Raw genomic sequence first — 19,957 nt, forward strand, 5'->3', positions numbered from 1 at the left:
CATCCCCCACGCCAACGACACCGCCGGCAACCCCACCTGCCGCCGAAACGACGCCAACCCATCCAAAAACGAGTTACCCGCCGCATACGCACCCTGCCCCGGCGACCCCAACACCCCCGCCACCGACGAAAACACCACAAACAAATCCAGATCCAGACCCACCGTCGCCTCATGCAAATGCCACGCCGCACCCACCTTCGGCGCCAACACCCGAGCCAACCGATCCGACGTCAACCCCTCAACAACACCGTCATCAAGAACACCCGCCGCATGCACCACACCCGCAAGCCGACCCCCAACCGCCAACCGACCCACCAAAGACCGCACCGCAGCCCCATCAGTCACATCACACGCCACCACCTCCACCGACGCACCCAAACCCGACAAACGCTCCACCAACACACCCACACCAGACGCCCCAGCCCCCGCCGCGACGCCAACACCAACGACCGCACCCCACACCCCGACACCAAATGCTCCGCCACCAACGCACCCAGAGCACCCGTACCACCAGTCACCAACACCACACCCGAACCCACCACAGACCCCACAGACCCCACAGAACCCGCAGAACCCACAGAAGCCCGCACCAGACGCGGCACCCACACCCCACCCGACCGCACGGCCACCTGACCGCCGACGGTGGTGTCGTCGAGGGTGCCGGTGAGCACGCCCAGCAGTTCGGGCGTCAGGTCAGCGGGCTCCGCGTCGGTGTCCAGGTCCACGAGGACCACGCGGCCGGGGTGTTCCGACTGGGCCGATCGGAGGAGGCCCCACACGGCGGCGCCCGCCAGGTCGGTGACCCGGTCGTCGTCGCGGGCGGCGACCGCGCCACGGGTCACCGTGACGAGGGTCGTGCCGGCGAGCGCGTCGGCGGCCAGCCACGCCTGGGTGACCGCGAGGACGTCCGACGTCACCGTCCGGGTGTGCGCGGGCAGGTCGTCGACCTGCTCGGGGGTGGCGGGGACCGGCAGCACGAGGACGCGCGGGGCGTCGGCGCCGGCGGTGATCGCAGCCACGATCGCCGCCACGTCGGGGTACGCCGTCAGGCCGGCCGGGAGCTGCGTCCGGTGCCCGGCGGTGCCGGTCAGCACAGCCCAGCCGGACACCGGCCCGGTCGGTGTGACCTGGGCCGCCTGCCAGGAGACCTCGAACAGTGACCGGGCAGCGGCGTCGGGGGCGGCCACCCCGGTCAGCTCACGCAGCACGAGCGAGTCCACCGACACGACCGGCGCACCCGACTCGTCGGCCGCCACCAGACGCACCGCCGCACCGGACCGCGCCAACCGCACCCGCAACACCCGCGCACCCGACGCGTACACCTGCACACCCTCGAACGCAAACGGCACCCGCGGCCCCGACACGTCCTCGGCCAGCAGCAACCCGATCGGATGCAACGCCGCGTCCAACAACGCCGGATGCACCCCGAACCGCACCGCCTCACCAGCCGCGTCCTCCGGCAACACCACCTCGGCATACACCTCACCGTCACCGGCCCACACCCGACGCAACCCACGGAACACCGGCCCGTACGACAGACCACCCCCCGCCAGCACGTCATACCAACCCGCCAGATCCACCTCCGACACCCCGACCGGCGGCCACACGCCCACAGCCGGCTCCTCAACCGACGCGGGCTCCAACACACCCTCGGCGTGCCGGGTCCAGCCTGCCTCCGGGTCGTTCTCGGGTCGGGAGTGGATGGTCATGCTGCGCTGCGGCGCATCGGCGGGCCCGTCGACCCGCACCTGGATGCGTACGCCCCCGGCGTCGGGGACGACCAGCGGCGTGGCCACGGTCAGGTCCCGGAGCCGGGGAAGTCCCGCCTCGTCACCGGCGCGTACGGCCAGTTCGACGAGTGCGGTGCCCGGTACCAGGGTCAGGCCGGCGACCGTGTGGTCGGCGAGCCAGGGGTGCGTGGTCAGGGAGAGGCGGCCGGTCAGCACCACCTCGTCGTCGCCGGCCAGGTCGACCGCCGCGCCGAGCAGTGGGTGCGCAGCGTCGCCGAGTCCCGCCCCCGACACGTCCCCGGTCCGGGGCCGGGGGGTCGCGGGCCAGTACCGCTGGTGCGCGAAGGCGTACGTGGGCAGATCAACCCGCCGTGCCCCGGTGTCGGCGAACCACTGCCGCCACGTCACCGGCACGCCGGTGACGTGCAGCTCGGCCAGGGCGGCGAGCAGGGCGGTGACCTCGGGCCGGTCCTTGCGCTGGGCGGCAACGGACAGCACATCGTCGTCGGGCAGGATGTCAGCGGTCAACGCGGTCAGCACACTCTGCGGACCGACCTCCACGAACGTGTCGACCCCGGCCGCCCGCAACGCGGCGACCCCGTCGGCGTACCGGACGGCCTCCCGCACATGCCGCACCCAGTAGTCGACCGTACGGATCTCGTCGGCGTCGGCGAGCGCCCCGGTCACATTCGACACGACCGGCACCAGCGGCGCGGCGAAGGACAACGTCTCCAGAACCGCCCGGAACTCGGCCAGCATCGGCTCCATCAACGGACTGTGGAACGCATGACTCACCGTCAACCGCCGGGTCCGCACCCCCCGCTCCCGCCAGACCCGCTCCACCTCGTCCAGGGTGGCGGCGGCACCGGACACCACCACCGAAGCCGGCCCGTTGACCGCGGCGATCCCCACCTCGCCCAGACCGGCGATCGAAGCCGCGACATCAGCCTCCGACGCAGCCACGGCCAGCATCCCACCACCAGCCGGCAACGCCTGCATCAACCGACCCCGCGCCGCCACCAACGCACACGCATCCGCCAACGACAGCACCCCGGCCACATGAGCGGCAGTGATCTCACCGACGGAGTGACCACCCACGAAGTCCGGGACGACCCCGAACGACTCCACGAGCCGGAACAACGCCACCTCAACCGCGAACAACCCCGCCTGCGTGAACACCGTCTGATCCAACAGACCCGCCTCCGGCGAGCCCGCCTCAGCGAACAACACCGACCTGAGCGGCTGCGGCAACAACGCATCCAGCAGTCCACACACCTCGTCCAACGCGGACGCGAACACCGGGAACACGCCGGACAACTCCCGACCCATCCCGGCACGCTGCGCACCCTGACCCGAGAACAGCAGGGCAAGCTGCCCGCGCTGCTCGGGAGCGCCGGTCAGCACAGCGGCGGACGGCTCACCGGCAGCGAGGGCACGCAGGCCGGCCAGCAGGTCGTGGCGATCAGCAGCGCTCACCACCGCCCGCTGCTCCAACATTGACCGGGTGGTCACCGACGACCACGCCACATCCACCGGACGCATCCGCTCGTCACCGGCCAACCACCGCGCCCACCGACCCGCCTGCAACGCCAGGGCCGCCTCCGACCGGGCGGACAGCAACACCGGCACGGCCCGCGTCAGCCCACCCTCGGACTGGACGGACGGCACGATCTCGCCGTCGACCACGGGCCGACCATCCGGCGCCGGAAAGACACCGTCGGCGGGCGGCTGCTCGATGATGACGTGGGCGTTGGTGCCGGAGATGCCGAATGACGACACCGCCGCCCGACGCGGCCGGTCCACGGCCGGCCACGGCGTCGCCTCCGTCGCCAGGTCCACCGCACCGGCCGTCCAGTCGACGTGCGGGGACGGCTCATCCACGTGCAGGGTCGGCGGAACCACACCATGCCGCATCGCCAGGACCATCTTGATCACCCCGGCCACCCCGGCAGCGGCCTGGGTGTGACCGATGTTCGACTTGATCGACCCGAGCAGCAGCGGACGGTCGGCGGGCCGGTCCTGCCCGTAGGTGGCCAGCAGGGCCTGCGCCTCGATCGGGTCGCCGAGGGTGGTACCGGTGCCGTGCGCTTCCACGACGTCGACCTGGGCGGGGGTGAGTCGGGCGTTGGCGAGAGCCTGCCGGATCACCCGCTGCTGCGACGGCCCGTTCGGCGCGGTCAACCCGTTCGACGCACCGTCGGAGTTGACGGCCGTGCCGCGAACGATCGCGTACACCCGCCGGCCCTCCCGGCGCGCGTCCGACAACCGCTGCACCAGCAGCATGCCGACGCCCTCGCCCCAGCCGGTGCCGTCGGCGGACGCCGCGAACGACCTGCACCGGCCGTCGCGGGACAGACCCCGCTGCCGGGAGAACTCGATGAACGTGCCCGGCGTGGCCATCACCGTCACACCACCGGCCAGCGCCAGGTCACACTCCCCCGACCGCAACGCCTGCGCCGCCAGGTGCAACGCCACCAACGACGACGAACACGCCGTGTCCACGGTGACCGCCGGACCTTCCAACCCGAACGTGTACGCCACCCGACCGGACAACACACTGCCCGACGTGCCGGTGCCGACATAGCCCTCGGCGTCCGGCGGCAGGTCGGCCAGGCGGGAGGCGTAGTCGTGGTACATGACGCCGGCGAACACGCCGGTGCGGCTGCCCCGCAACCGCGCCGGGTCGAGGCCGGCGGACTCGAACGTCTCCCACGTGGTTTCCAGCAGCAGCCGCTGCTGCGGGTCCATCGCTATCGCCTCGCGGGGCGAGATGCCGAAGAACGCGGGGTCGAAGTCCGCCGCTCCGGGCAGGAAACCTCCGTGCCGGGTGTACGACGTGCCGCTGTGGTCCGGGTTCGGGTCGAACAGCGACTCCAGGTGCCAGCCCCGGTCGGCGGGGAACTCCGAGATGCCGTCCCCGCCGCCGACCAGCAGGTCCCAGAGCTGCTCCGGGTTGTCCGCCCCACCCGGATACCGACAGGCCATACCCACGATCGCGATCGGCTCGTCGGTGGTGACGGCGCGGGCCGTCGACCGGCGGGCGGTGAGTCGGCCGGAGATCTCGGCGTGCAGGTGGTCGGCGAGCACGGCCGGGGTGGGGTGGTCGAACACCAGCGTCGAGGCCAGCCGCAGGCCGGTCGCCGCATTGATCCGGTTACGCAGATCCACCGCGGTCAGCGAGTCGAAGCCCAACTCCCGGAACGCCCGGTCGGCCGGCACTGCGCTCGCGTCACGGTGCCCGAGCACCTGCGCCACCAGGCCCCGGACCAGGCTGGCGAGCTGCGCCCGACCCTCATCCTCGGTGAGCCCCGCGAGCCGATCGGCCCAGCCGCCGCCACCCTGCCCGGCCTGCCGGCGAGCGGTGGTCGCGCCGACGAGGGTCCGCAGGACGGTCGGCACCGGGCCGGCGCCGAGTGCGGTCCGCATGGCCGGTACGTCGAGCACCGCCGGTACCGGTGCCGGCAGTCCGGCCGCGAGTGCGGCGTCGAACAGCGCCAACCCGGTCTCCACGCTCATCGGAGTCAGACCCGCACGAGCCGAACGAGCCCGATCACCCGCAGACACCGACGCCGCCATCCCCGCCGTGTCCCACATCCCCCACGCCAACGACACCGCCGGCAACCCCACCTGCCGCCGAAACGACGCCAACCCATCCAAAAACGAGTTACCCGCCGCATACGCACCCTGCCCCGGCGACCCCAACACCCCCGCCACCGACGAAAACACCACAAACAAATCCAGATCCAGACCCACCGTCGCCTCATGCAAATGCCACGCCGCACCCACCTTCGGCGCCAACACCCGAGCCAACCGATCCGACGTCAACCCCTCAACAACACCGTCATCAAGAACACCCGCCGCATGCACCACACCCGCAAGCCGACCCCCAACCGCCAACCGACCCACCAAAGACCGCACCGCAGCCCCATCAGTCACATCACACGCCACCACCTCCACCGACGCACCCAAACCCGACAAACGCTCCACCAACACACCCACACCAGACGCCCCAGCCCCCCGCCGCGACGCCAACACCAACGACCGCACCCCACACCCCGACACCAAATGCTCCGCCACCAACGCACCCAGAGCACCCGTACCACCAGTCACCAACACCACACCCGAACCCACCACAGACCCCACAGACCCCACAGACCCCACAGAACCCGCAGAACCCACAGAAGCCCGCACCAGACGCGGCACCCACACCCCACCCGACCGCACGGCCACCTGACCGCCCGTCGGGTCGTCGGCGGCCCGGGCGAGCAGGCCGAGTGTGTCCGTGTCCAGGTCGCCGTCGAGGTCGGCCAGAACGACCCGGCCCGGGTGTTCGCTCTGCGCGGCGCGCAGCAGGCCCCACACGGCCGTGCCCGCCAGGTCGGTGATCCGGTCGTCGGGGTGGGCCGCCACGGCGCCCCGGGTGACCACGACGAGCCGCGTGTCGGCGAGCGCGTCGGCGGCCAGCCACGCCTGGGTGACCGCGAGGACGTCGGCGGTGACCCGCCGGGTGGTGTCCGGGACGTCGACGGCGGTCCCCTCGGGCAGCGGCAGGAGCAGCGCGCGGGGCGCGGTGGCCCGGCCGGCGCCGACGGCTGCGGTCAGTGCCGCGACGTCGGGGTACGCGGGTAGGTCCGGCAGGCCGACGGTCCGGTCCGCGCCGGCCAGCAGCACCCAGTCGGACGGGTCGGCGGCGGTGAGGTCCTCGGGTTGCCAGGAGACCTCGAACAGTGACCGCGCCGCACCGCCCGGCGCAACGACGCCGGTCAGCTCCCGCAGCACGAGCGAGTCCACCGACACGACCGGCGCACCCGACTCGTCGGCCGCCACCAGACGCACCGCCGCACCGGACCGCGCCAACCGCACCCGCAACACCCGCGCACCCGACGCGTACACCTGCACACCCTCGAACGCAAACGGCACCCGCGGCCCCGACACGTCCTCGGCCAGCAGCAACCCGATCGGATGCAACGCCGCGTCCAACAACGCCGGATGCACCCCGAACCGCACCGCCTCACCAGCCGCGTCCTCCGGCAACACCACCTCGGCATACACCTCACCGTCACCGGCCCACACCCGACGCAACCCACGGAACACCGGCCCGTACGACAGACCACCCCCCGCCAGCACGTCATACCAACCCGCCAGATCCACCTCCGACGCACCAACCGGCGGCCACACGCCCACAGCCGGCTCCTCAACCGACGCGGGCTCCAACACACCCTCGGCGTGCCGGACCCACTCGGGATCGCCGTCGGACTGGGAGTGCAGTGCGACCGGCCGGGCACCGGTGCCGTCGGGCGGGCCGACGCGTACCTGCACGCGGACCGCCCCGGTGTCGGGCAGCACCAGCGGGGTGGCGATGGTCAGTTCCCGCAGTCGGGGGACGCCCGCCTCGTCACCGGCCCGGACGGCCAGTTCGACCAGGGCCGTGCCGGGGACGACCACGACTCCGGCGACGGTGTGGTCGGCGAGCCACGGGTGGGTGGCGACGGACAGGCGGCCGGTGAGCACCACCATGTCCTCGCCGGCGACGGTGACCGCCGCCCCGAGCAGCGGGTGCCCGGCCGCACCGAGTCCGGCGCCGGTGACGTCACCGGCCCGGGCCCTACCGATGCCGAGCCAGTAGCGTTCGTGCTGGAACGCGTACGTGGGCAGGTCGACCCACTGCGGGTCCACCCCGGCATACCACTGCGGCCAGGTGACGGGTACGCCGTGTACGTGCAGGTCGGCCAGGGCGGCGAGCAGGGCGCGCGGCTCGGGCCGGTCCCGCCGCTGGGCGGCCACGGTGAGCACGCCCTCGGCGGCCGGCAACGCGTCGGCGGTCATGGCGGTCAGGACGCTCTGCGGTCCGATCTCGACGAAGGTGTCGACGCCGGCGGCGTGCAGGGCGGTGATCCCGTCGGCGAACCGGACGGCCTCCCGGACGTGCCGCACCCAGTAGTCGGCGCAGGTCAGCTCCTGCGGGTCGGCGACCGTGCCGGTCAGGTTCGACACGACCGGCACCAGCGGCGCCCGGAACGTCAGGCCGTCGAGTACCGCCCGGAACTCGTCGAGCATCGGCTCCATCAACGGACTGTGGAACGCATGACTCACCGTCAACCGGCGGGTCCGTACACCCCTGTCCCGCCAGACCCGCTCCACCTCGTCCAGGGTGGCGGCGGCACCGGACACCACCACCGAAGCCGGCCCGTTGACCGCGGCGATCCCCACCTCGCCCAGGCCGGCGATCGACTCCGCGACATCAGCCTCCGACGCAGCCACGGCCAGCATCCCACCACCGGCCGGCAACCCCTGCATCAACCGACCCCGCGCCGCCACCAACGCACACGCATCCGCCAACGACAGCACCCCGGCCACATGAGCGGCAGTGATCTCACCGACGGAGTGACCACCCACGAAGTCCGGCACCACACCGAACGACTCCACGAGCCGGAACAACGCCACCTCAACCGCGAACAACCCCGCCTGCGTGAACACCGTCTGATCCAACAGACCAGCCTCCGGCGAGCCCGCCTCAGCGAACAACACCGACCTGAGCGGCTGCGGCAGCATCGGGTCCAGGTGTCCACACACCTCATCCAGAGCCGCTGCGAACACCGGGAACACGCCGGACAACTCCCGACCCATCCCGGCACGCTGCGCACCCTGACCCGAGAACAGGACCGCGAGCGGGCCCCGGGGCGTGCCGGTGCCGGTGACCACGGTGCCGGCCGGCGCGTCGGTGGCAAGGGCGCGCAGCCCGGTCAGCAACTCGTCCCGGTCCGCCGCCGTGATGACGGCGCGGTGTTCCAGGACGGCCCGGCCGGTCACGGAGGACCAGCCCACGTCGACCGGGTGCAGGTCCTCGTCGGCGGCGAGCCAGGCGGCCCAGCGCTGCGCCTGGGCGGCGAGGGCGGTCTCGCTGCGCGCCGACAGCAGCACGGCCGCCGGGGCGACCGGCGTGGGCGAAGACGACGGACGGGTCACGGCGGGCGGCTGCTCGATGATCACGTGGGCGTTGGTGCCACTGACCCCGAACGAGGAGACCGCCGCTCGGCGCGGCCGGCCCGGCTGCGGCCACGGCCGTGCCTCGGTGAGCAGTTCGACGGCGCCGGCCGTCCAGTCGACGTGCGGGGACGGCTCGTCGACGTGCAGGGTGCGCGGCATGGTGCCGTGTCGCATCGCCATGATCATCTTGATGATGCCGGCCACCCCGGCGGCGGCCTGGGTGTGCCCGATGTTCGACTTGATCGAGCCCAGCCACAGCGGACGGTCGGCCGGCCGGTCCTGCCCGTAGGTGGCCAACAGCGCCTGCGCCTCGATCGGGTCACCCAGGGTGGTACCGGTGCCGTGCGCCTCGACCGCGTCCACGTCGGCGGGGGTCAGCCGGGCGTTGGCGAGAGCCTGCCGGATCACCCGCTGCTGCGACGGACCGTTCGGCGCGGTCAACCCGTTCGACGCACCGTCCTGGTTCACCGCAGTGCCCCGCACCACGGCCAGAATCCGACGGCCGTCCCGCCGCGCGTCCGACAGCCGCTGCACCAGCAGCATCCCCACGCCCTCGGACCAGCCGGTGCCGTCCGCCGACGCCGCGAACGACCTGCACCGGCCGTCGGCCGACAGGCCACGCTGGCGCGAGAACTCGATGAACGTGCCCGGCGTGGCCATCACCGTCACACCACCAGCCAGCGCCAGGTCACACTCCCCCGACCGCAACGCCTGCACCGCCAGGTGCAACGCCACCAACGACGACGAACACGCCGTGTCCACGGTGACCGCCGGACCTTCCAACCCGAACGTGTAGGCGACCCGGCCGGAGACGATGCTGCCGGAGTTGCCGGTGCCGATGTAGCCCTCCAACCCGTCCGGCAGGTCCTGCACCTGGGAGGCGTAGTCGTGGTACATCAGCCCGGCGAACACGCCGGTGCGGCTGCCCCGTACCCGCGTCGGGTTGAGACCGGCGGATTCGAACGTCTCCCAGGACGCCTCCAGCAACAGCCGCTGCTGCGGGTCCATCGCGACGGCCTCCCGGGGCGAGATGCCGAAGAAGGCGGGGTCGAACGCGGCAGCGCCGCTGAGGAAGCCGCCGTGCCGGGCGTACGAGGTGCCGGGATGGTCGGGGTCCGGGTGGAAGAGGGCGTCGAGGTCCCAGCCCCGGTCGGTGGGGAACTCGCCGATGCCGTCCCCGCCGCCGGCCAGCAGCTCCCAGAGCTGCTCGGGGCTGTCCACGCCGCCCGGGTAACGACAGGCCATGCCGACGATCGCGATCGGCTCGTCGACGCCGGTGGCGGCCACCGCGTCGGGCCGGGCGACGACCGCGCCGGTGAGCTGCTCGTGCACGTGGGCCGCGAGGGCCGCCGGGGTCGGGTAGTCGAACACGAGCGTGGAGGCCAGCCGCAGGCCGGTCGCCGCGTTGACCCGGTTGCGCAGATCCACCGCGGTCAGCGAGTCGAAGCCCAACTCCCGGAACGCCCGGTCGGCCGGCACCGCGTCCGCGCCACCGTGGCCGAGCACCTGCGCCACCAAGCCCCGGACCAGGACGTCGACCTGGGCGTGGGCCTCGTCGGGGGCGAGGGTGGCCAGGCGCTGTGCCCAGCCCGAGGCCGCGCCGCCGGCCTGCCGCCGGGTGGCCACCGTGCCGACGAGAGCGCGCCACATCGGGGGTACGCCGGCGGTGACGGCCGCCGCACGCAGGGCCGGCACGTCGACGACAGCGGGGACGAGGGCGGGCGTGCCGGTGGCGACGGCCGCGTCGAGGAGGGCCATACCGACGGGTTCGGTGATCAGGCCGAGACCGGAGCGGGTGACCCGGGAACGGTCGGCGGCGCTGAGGGTGGCCGCCATGCCGTCGGTGTCCCACATGCCCCAGGCCAGGGAGTGCGCGGGCAGACCGCGGCCCCGTCGGTGGGCGGCGAGGGCGTCGAGGAAGCAGTTGGCCGCCGCGTACGCGCCCTGGCCCGGGGAGCCGAGCACCCCGGCGACGGAGGAGAAGACCACGAACAGGTCGAGGTCCAGGTCTGCGGTGGCCTCGTGCAGGTGCCAGGCAGCGTCGACCTTGGGGGCGAACACCCGGGCGAGCCGGTCGGCGTCGATGCCGGTGACGACGGCGTCGTCGAGGACCCCGGCGGTGTGCACCACCCCGGCGAGCCGGTCGCCGTCGGTGAGTTGCCCGACGAGGTCGCGTACGGCGGCGGGGTCGGTGACGTCGCAGGCGAGCACGCGGACCCGCGCGCCGTGGGCGGTCAGCTCGTCGGCCAGGCCGGCCGCGCCGGGCGCAGCGGGGCCGCGCCGGCTGACCAGGGCGAGGGAGTCCACGCCCCACGTGGTGACGAGGTGCCGGGCGACCAGGGCACCGAGCGCGCCGGTGCCGCCGGTGACCAGGACGGTGCCGCCGCGCAGCCGCGGGGTGTCCGCGGGTGGGGCGTCGGCGCGTACCAGACGGGGGGTCAGGGCCGCGTCGCCGCGGACCGCGAGCTGCGCCACGGCCGGGTCGGCGGCGGCGAGCAGCGCGACGGCCGGCGCGTCGAGGTCCCGGTCGAGATCGGCCAGGACGATCCGCCCGGGATGCTCGGACTGGGCGGCGCGCACCAGGCCCCAGACGGCCGCGCCGGCCAGGTCGTCGGCCGGGTCGGCGTCGCCGGCCCGCACCGCCCCCCGGGTGACCACCGCGAGTCGGGTGTCGGCGAGGTCGTCGGCGGCCAGCCACGCCTGCACCACGCCGAGCACGTCGGTGGTCGCGGCGCGGACCACCGCCGGCAGTTGCTCCGCCGGCAGGTCGGCGGGCACGGCGGGCACCGTCAGCAGCAGCAACGGGGGTACGTCGCCGGCGGTGACCAGCTCGGCGACTCCCGGGTACGAGGGGACGCCGGGCAGCTCCGGCGTGGACGCGCCCAGCAGGGCGGCCCCGGGTGCCGTGCCGGCGTCGATCGGCTCGGCCCGCCAGGCGACCTGGAACAGCGACCGGGCGGCGAGGGTGGCCGCCGACGGGTCGACGCTGGTCATCTCGCGCAGGACGACCGACTCGACGGAGACGACCGGCCGGTCGGTGTCGTCGACGGCGAGCAGCCGCACGCCGCCACCGACGCGGGTGAGGCGCACCCGCAGGGTGTCCGCGCCGACGGCGTGCACCTGGACTCCGGTGAACGCGAACGGTGCCTTCGGGCCGCTGGTTCCGTCGCCCGGCAGCAGCGCGGTCGGGTGCAGGGCGGCGTCGAGCAGGGCGGGGTGCACGCCGAAGGCGGGGCTGCCGTCGGAGGTGGCGGCGGGAAGGGTGACGTCGGCGTACACCGTGTCGTCGCCGGCCGTCCAGGCCCGCCGCAGACCCTGGAACAGCGGCCCGTAGGTCATCCCGTGGCCGGCGAGGGCGTCGTACCAGCCGTCGAGGTCCACCTCGACGGCTTCGGCCGGCGGCCAGGTGCCGAGACCGGCGTCGCCGGTCGGGCCGGTCGTGTCGACGGCGGTGAGCACACCTTCGGCGTGCCGCACCCAGTCGCCGTCCGGGTCGTCGTCGGGCTGGGAGTGGATGGTGACGGTCCGCCAGCCGGTGTGGTCACGCGGACCGACCTGGACCTGGACGCGGACCGCTCCGTGGGCGGGCAGGACGAGCGGGGCGGCGATGGTCAGCTCCCCCACCCGGCAGGGACCGAACTCGTCACCGGCCCGCAGTACCAGTTCGACCAGTGCCGTGCCGGGGACGACCACCGCGCCGGCCACCACGTGGTCGGCCAGCCAGGGTTGCGCGGCGACGGAGAGCCGGCCGGTGAGCACGGCGGCGTCCTCGCCGGCCAGCCGGATGGCGGCGGCGAGCAGCGGGTGGCCGGCGGCGCCGAGGCCGGCGACGGAGACGTCCGAGGCCCGGTCGGCGGGGCGCAGCCAGTAGCGTTCCTGCGCGAAGGCGTACGTCGGCAGGTCGGTCCGGGTGGCGGCGGTGCCGGCGAAGAGCGGCGTCCAGTCGACCGTGCCACCGGCGACGAAGAGTTCGGCCAGGCCGGTCAGCAGGCCGTGCGGCTCGGCGCGGTCGCGGCGTTGGGTGGGCACGGCGAGGACGCCGTGGGTGTCCCCGGTGAGGGACTCGCGGACCAGGGCGGTGAGCACCGCACCCGGTCCGATCTCGACAAAGGTGTCGACACCGGCGGCGTGCAGGGCGGTGATCCCGTCGGCGAACCGGACGGCCTCCCGGACGTGCCGCACCCAGTAGTCGGCGCAGGTCAGCTCCTGCGGGTCGGCGACCGTGCCGGTCAGGTTCGACACGACCGGCACCAGCGGCGCCCGGAACGTCAGGCCGTCGAGTACCGCCCGGAACTCGTCGAGCATCGGCTCCATCAACGGACTGTGGAACGCATGACTCACCGTCAACCGACGCGTCCGCACCCCCCGCTCCCGCCAGAACCGGTCCACCTCGTCCAGAGCGTCGACCGCACCGGACACCACCACCGCAGCCGGACCGTTCACCGCAGCGATCCCGACCCGGTCGACCAACCCACCAATCGACGCAGCAACATCGGCCTCGGACGCCGCCACAGCGAGCATCCCACCACCAGCCGGCAACCCCTGCATCAACCGACCCCGCGCGGCGACCAGCGCACACGCATCGGCCAGGGACAGCACCCCGGCCACATGAGCGGCAGTGATCTCACCGACGGAGTGACCACCCACGAAGTCCGGCACCACACCGAACGACTCCACGAGCCGGAACAACGCCACCTCAACCGCGAACAACCCCGCCTGCGTGAACACCGTCTGATCCAACAGACCAGCCTCCGGCGAGCCCGCCTCAGCGAACAACACCGACCTGAGCGGCTGCGGCAGCATCGGGTCCAGGTGTCCACACACCTCATCCAGAGCCGCTGCGAACACCGGGAACACGCCGGACAGCTCCCGACCCATCCCGGCCCGCTGCGCACCCTGACCCGAGAAGATCAGCGCGACGGGTCCCCGGTCGGTGGCGCGGCCGGTGACGACCGCGTCGGTGGGTTCGTCGGCGGCGAGGGCGGCCAGCCCACTGGTCAGCTCGGCGTGGTCGGCGGCGAAGAGCAGCGCGCGGTGTTCCAGCGCGGTACGGGCGGTCAACGACGTCCAGCCGACGTCGACGAGTCGGGGCAGGCCCTCACCGCCGAGGTGGTCGGCCCAGTGTCGGGCCTGACGGGTCAGCGCTCCCGCGCCCCGGGCGGAGAGCAGCACCGGCACCAGCGGCGGCGTGGTGGGCTCGACGGGTTCGCCCGCCACCACCTCGGCCGGCGGCTGCTCGACGATGACGTGGGCGTTGGTGCCGCTGACGCCGAAGGAGGAGACCGCCGCCCGGCGCGGGCGGTCGGTCTGCGGCCACGGGCGGGTCTCGGTGAGCAGTTCCACCGCGCCCGCCGACCAGTCGACGTGCGGGGTGGGTTCGTCCACGTGCAGGGTGCGGGGCAGCACGCCGTGGCGCAGCGCCTGCACCATCTTGATCACACCGGCCACCCCGGCGGCGGCCTGGGTGTGCCCGATGTTCGACTTGATCGACCCCAGCCACAGCGGCCGGTCGCCCGGCCGGTCCTGCCCGTACGTGGCGAGCAGCGCCTGCGCCTCGATCGGGTCGCCGAGGGTCGTCGCGGTGCCGTGCGCCTCGACCGCGTCGACGTCGGCGGTGCCGAGGCCGGCGTTGGCGAGGGCCTGCCGGATGACACGTTGCTGGGCGGGGCCGTTCGGCGCGGTCAGCCCGTTCGATGCCCCGTCCTGGTTGACGGCGCTGCCCCGCACGACGGCGAGGACGCGGTGGCCGTGGCGCTGCGCGTCGGAGAGCCGCTCCACCAGGAGCACGCCGACGCCCTCACCCCAGCCGGTGCCGTCGGCGCTGGCGGCGAAGGACCGGCACCGCCCGTCGGCGGAGAGGCCGCCCTGACGGGTGAACTCGACGAACGCCCCGGGGGTGACCAGCACGTTCACGCCGCCGGCGAGCGCGAGGTCGCATTCGCCCTGGCGCAGCGACTGCACGGCCAGGTGCAACGCGACCAGCGACGACGAGCAGGCGGTGTCCACGGTGACCGCCGGCCCCTCCAACCCGAACGTGTACGCCACCCGGCCGGAGATCACACTGTGCGCGCCGCCGGTGAGCCGGTATCCATCGAGGCCGGGGGTCTCGTCGCCGGTGCCGTAGCCGGACGGGGACGCCCCGACGAACACCCCGGTGGGGGTGCCGTGCAGCCGGTCGGGGGCGACGCCGGCCTGCTCGAACGCCTCCCAGGTGGCCTCCAGCAGCAGGCGTTGCTGCGGGTCCATGGCCAGGGCCTCGCGGGGCGAGATGCCGAAGAAGTCCGGGTCGAAGTCGGTGGCCCGGTCGATGAACCCGCCGTGCCGGGTGGCCGAGCGGCCGGGTGCCTCGGGGTCGTCGGAGAGGAGCCGGTCGAGGTCCCAGTGCCGGTCGGTGCGGAACTCGGTGATGCCGTCGCGTCCCGCGGCCACGAGTTCCCACAGTCCGTCGGGGTCGCTGACCCCACCCGGGTAGCGGCAGCTCATCCCGACGATGGCGATGGGCTCGTCGGTGCTGTCCCGGCCGGACGCGCCGGCCGGCGTCGCGGCGGGGTCGGGTTCGGCGTCGTCCAGCCGCAGCAGGGACGCCAGGTGCCCGGCGAGGGCGACCGGGTTCGGATAGTCGAAGATCAACGTGGTGGGCAGGGTCAGGCCGGTCGCGCCGGTGATCTGGTTGCGCAACTCCACCGCGGTCAGCGAGTCGAATCCCAGTTCCTTGAAGGCCCGGCGCGGGCTGACCGCGTCGGTGCCGGTGTGGCCGAGGACGGCGGCGGCGTGGTCGCGGACCAGGTCGGTGAGGTGACGGTCCCGTTCGGCGCGGGTGAGGCCGGCCAGTCGTCCGCGCAGCGCCGCGGCGGCGTCGTCGGTGGTCGCATCGGCGGGGTCGGCGGCGAGCGCCTCGCGGGCCTCAGCGATGTCGTCGAGCAGCGGACGCCGCCGGGCGGAGGCGTAGGCGGGCGCGAAGGTGGCCCAGTCGACGTCGGCGACGACGAGGCAGGTCTCGGCGTGCTCGACGGCGCGGCGCAGGGCGAGCAGCGCGGCGGCCGGCTGCATCGGGTTGAGGCCACGTCGGCTGAGCAGCCGCTGCGCCTCCTCGGTGGTGGCCATGCCACCCTCGGCCCAGGCACCCCAGGAGATGGAGGTGGCGGTCAGACCCCGGGCGCGGCGCTGTTCGGCGAGGGCGTCGAGGTACGCGTTCGCGGCGGCGTACGCGCCCTGCCCACCACTGCCCCACACGCCGGAGATGGAGGCGAAGGTGACGAAGGCGTCGAGTTGCCGGTCACCGAGGAACTCGTCGAGGTAGGCGGCACCGGCGACCTTGCCGGCCATGACGTGGTCGAACACGTCGAGGTCGGTGTCGACCAGCGCGGTGAGCCGGGTGATCCCGGCGGCGTGCAGCACGGCGGTCAACGGGGCGACCTCGTCCAGGCCGGCGACCAGCGCGGCGACCTGGTCGCGGTCGGCCATGTCGCAGGCGACGACACTGACCCGTACGCCGGTGGTGGTCAGCTCGTCGGCCAACTCCCGGGCACCGGTCGCGTCGAGGCCGCGCCGGCTGGTGAGCACGAGGTGCTCGGCGCCGTTGGCGGCGAGCCAGCGGGCGGCCTGCGCGCCGATCGCGCCGGTGCCGCCGGTGACGAGGACGGTGCCGCGCGGCTGCCACGGGGTGACCTGTGCGGCGGGACGGGCACCGGTACGGGCGAGCCGGCGGACGAAGGTGCCGAACGGACGGACGGCGAACTGGTCCTCGTCGTCGTCGCTGGTCAGGATGCGGGCCACCTCGGCCCAGATCGTGGCGTCCGGGTCGGCGGGCAGGTCGACCAGGCCACCCCAGCGGGTCGGGTGTTCCAGGCCGACCACCCGGGCGAGGCCCCAGAGCGCGTGCTGGGCGGCGCTGACCACCGGTTCGGCCGGGTCGGTGCCGACTCCGCCCGAGGTGAGGCACCACAGCGGTGCGGGCAGGTCGGCGTCGGCGAGGGCCTGCACGAGCCGGGTGGTGGCGACCAGCCCGGCGGGGACGCCCGGGTGGCCCGGGTGGTGGGCGTCGGTCACACCGAGCAGGGAGACGACCCCGGCCAGCGGGGTGTCCCGGTGCGCGGCGAGCGCCCGGGCGAGCGCGGGCCGGTCGACGTCGGCCGGGTGGACGTCGACCCGCCGGACCGCCGGTCCGCCGGCTGCGGTCAGGGCGTCCACCCAGCCGTCGAGGGTCGGGTCGCCGGCCGGGACGACCACGAGCAGGTCACCGGGGACGCTGGCCGGGTTGCTCCGGCCGATGGGCTTCCACCGCACCTGGTACGACCAGCCGTCCAGCACCGCCCGCTGCAACCGGGCCTTCCGCCAGGACGACAGCACGGGCAGCGCCGGGGCGAGCACCTCCAGGTCGGCCGGGTCACCGTCGAGCTGGGCGGCGAGGGCGGCCACGTCGGCGCGTTCCACCGCCGACCAGAACTCCACGTCGACCACGTCCGGGCTGACCGGCCCGGTGGCGGCGGAGGTGGTCCGTTCGGTCCAGTAGTGCTGCCGCTGGAAGGCGTAGGTGGGCAGGTCGGTGAGCACTGCGGTGGTGGCGAGCACCTGCCGGTAGTCCACCGGCAGGCCGTGGGTGTGGGCGGCGGCGATGCTGGTCAGCATCCGCACGGCCGCGTCCTCGTCCCGGCGGAGGGTGGCCAGCGCCCGCCCGGTCACCCCGGCGTCGTCGAGGATCGTGGTGAGGGGCATGCTCAGCACCGGGTGCGCGGAGACCTCGACGAAGTCGGTGAAGCCGGCGTCGAGGGCGGTCCGCACGGCGGTGTCGAACAGCACGGTGCGGCGCAGGTTCTCCGCCCAGTAGTCGGCGTCCAGTTCGGTGCCGTCGATCCAGGTGCCGGTGACGGTGGACAGGATCCGGACCTGGCCCGCACTCGGGGTCAGCCCGGCCAGGTCGGTGCGCATCCGCTCGGCGGCGGCGTCCACCAGCGGGCCGTGCGAGGCGTAGTCGATGTTGATGGCGCGGGCCCGGATCCCGTCCGCGGCGCAGGCGGCGACGAGAGCGGCCACCTGGTCGTGCGGGCCGGAGACGGTGACCGCGTGGGGGCCGTTGACCACCGCGATGGCGACCCCGTCGGGGAGCCGTCGGGTGGCGTCGTCGACGGAGAGGTCGAGGGCGGCCATGGTCCCGGGTTCGGCGAGGTCACTGACGGCGCGCAGCCGCACCGCGAGCAGCTTCACCGCATCGGCGAGGGTCAGCACCCCGGCGACGTGCGCGGCGACGACCTCGCTCTGCGAGTGGCCGATGACGGCCTGCGGGGTGGTCCCGGCAGCCTGCCACAACCGGGCCAGGCTGGTGGTGAGGGCGAACAGGATCGGCTGGACGATCTCGTGGCGGCCGAGCCAGGTCTCGTCGTCGCCGGTGAGGTGGCCGACGATGTCGAGGTCGAACCAGCGGTCGAACTCGGTCTGGCATTCGGCGAGCGCCTCGTCGAAGACCGGGCAGGCGCCGATCAGGCTGGTCGCCATGCCCAGGTGGTGCCCGCCGTAGCCGGGGAACACCCAGACCGGCCCCTCGGCCGGCTCGCCGGCCACTCCGGTGACCACGGAGCCGGCGGGACGGCCCTCGGCGAGGGCGTCGAGGCCGGCGAGGAGCTGCGCCGGTTCCGCACCGACGACGGCCGCCCGGTGTTCGAAGACCGACCGGGTGGTGGCCAGCGACCAGGCCACCCGGGCCGGGTCGACGTCCTCGCGGGAGCGGACGTACCGGGCGAGCCGGGCTGCCTGCTCGCGCAGGGCCGGCGCGGACCGGGCGGAGAGCGTCCACACGGTGGTGGGCGTGGTGAGCAGGCCGGGTCGTGCCGGTTCCGGCTCCGGGGCCGGTGCGGCGTGTTCGAGGATGACGTGGGCGTTGGTGCCGGAGATGCCGAACGACGACACGGCGGCCCGCCGGGGCCGGTCCACCCGTGGCCAGTCGCGGGCCTCGGTGAGCAGCGACACCGCCCCGGCCGACCAGTCGATGTGCGGGGACGGGGCGTCCACGTGCAGGGTGGCCGGCAGCCGCCCGTGCCGCATCGCCATCACCATCTTGATGATTCCGGCGACCCCGGCGGCCGACTGGCTGTGCCCGAGGTTCGACTTGATCGAGCCCAGCCAGAGCGGATCGCCCCCGCCGCGCTCCTGCCCGTACGTGGTGAGCAGCGCCTGCGCCTCGATCGGGTCGCCGAGGGTGGTGCCGGTGCCGTGGGCCTCCACGGCGTCCACGTCGGCGGGGGTGAGTCGGGCGTTGCTCAGCGCCTGCCGGATGACCCGCTGCTGGGCGGGTCCGTTTGGCGCGGTCAGGCCGTTGGAGGCGCCGTCGGAGTTGATCGCGGAGCCGCGTACCACGGCGAGGATCCGGTGGCCGTTGCGCTGGGCGTCGGAGAGCCGCTCGACGAGGAGCAGGCCGACGCCCTCGGCCCAGCCGGTGCCGTCGGCGGACGCGGCGAACGACTTGCACCGTCCGTCGGAGGCGAGGCCACGCTGCCGGGAGAAGCCGACGAACGCGCTGGGGGTGGCCATGACGGTCACACCGCCGGCCAGGGCCAGGTCGAACTCGCCGGAGCGCAGCGCCTGGCAGGCCAGGTGCAGGGCGACCAGGGACGACGAGCAGGCGGTGTCGACGGTGAGCGCCGGCCCCTCCAACCCGAGGGCGTACGCGATCCGGCCGGAGACGACGCTGCTGACGGTGCCGGTCAGCAGGTAGCCCTCGTCGGCGCCGTCCGCACCGCCGTCCGCGCCGACGCCGTAGCCGTTGGCGGTGGTGCCGACGAACACGCCGACCTTCTGCCCGCGTACGCCGGACGGGGCGATGCCGGCGCTCTCGAACGCCTCCCACGACGTCTCCAGCAGGAGCCGCTGCTGCGGGTCCATCGCCTGGGCCTCGCGTGGGCTGATGCCGAAGAAGTCGGCGTCGAAGCCGGCCGCGTCGTACAGGAACCCGCCCTGCCGGGTGGCGGAGCGCCCAGCCTGCTCGCCGGTCGGGTCGTACAGGTTGTCCAGATCCCAGCCCCGGTCGGTGGGGAAGCCGCCGATGGCGTCGTCGCCGGCGGCGACCAGGTCCCACAGCTGGTCGGGGCTGGACACCCCGCCCGGGTAGCGGCAGGACATCGCCACGATGGCGATGGGTTCCCGGGCGGCGGCGGTCAGCTGCTGGTTGAGCTGCTTGAGGCGGCTGGTCTCCTTGACCGAGGCCCGAAGCGCCTCGACGACCTTGTCTGCAGACGTGGACATGTGTA

General features: G+C 73.8%; 1 protein-coding gene and 1 pseudogene. Both read right to left on the bottom strand.

Going from position 1 to position 19,957, the window contains the following annotated elements; genetic code table 11:
- Positions 1-54: 54 nt before the first annotated feature.
- Positions 55-408: pseudogene (locus GA0070616_RS28575) on the bottom strand (ketoreductase domain-containing protein); the annotation flags it as partial.
- Positions 342-19,952: a type I polyketide synthase gene (locus GA0070616_RS01615; RefSeq protein ID WP_091075120.1), complete on the bottom strand. Its 19,611-nt coding sequence runs from the start codon at positions 19,950-19,952 to the stop codon at positions 342-344. The pseudogene GA0070616_RS28575 and the gene GA0070616_RS01615, both read right to left, overlap by 67 nt.
- Positions 19,953-19,957 lie beyond the last annotated feature (5 nt).

This window comes from Micromonospora nigra, assembly GCF_900091585.1.
GTDB lineage: Bacteria > Actinomycetota > Actinomycetes > Mycobacteriales > Micromonosporaceae > Micromonospora > Micromonospora nigra.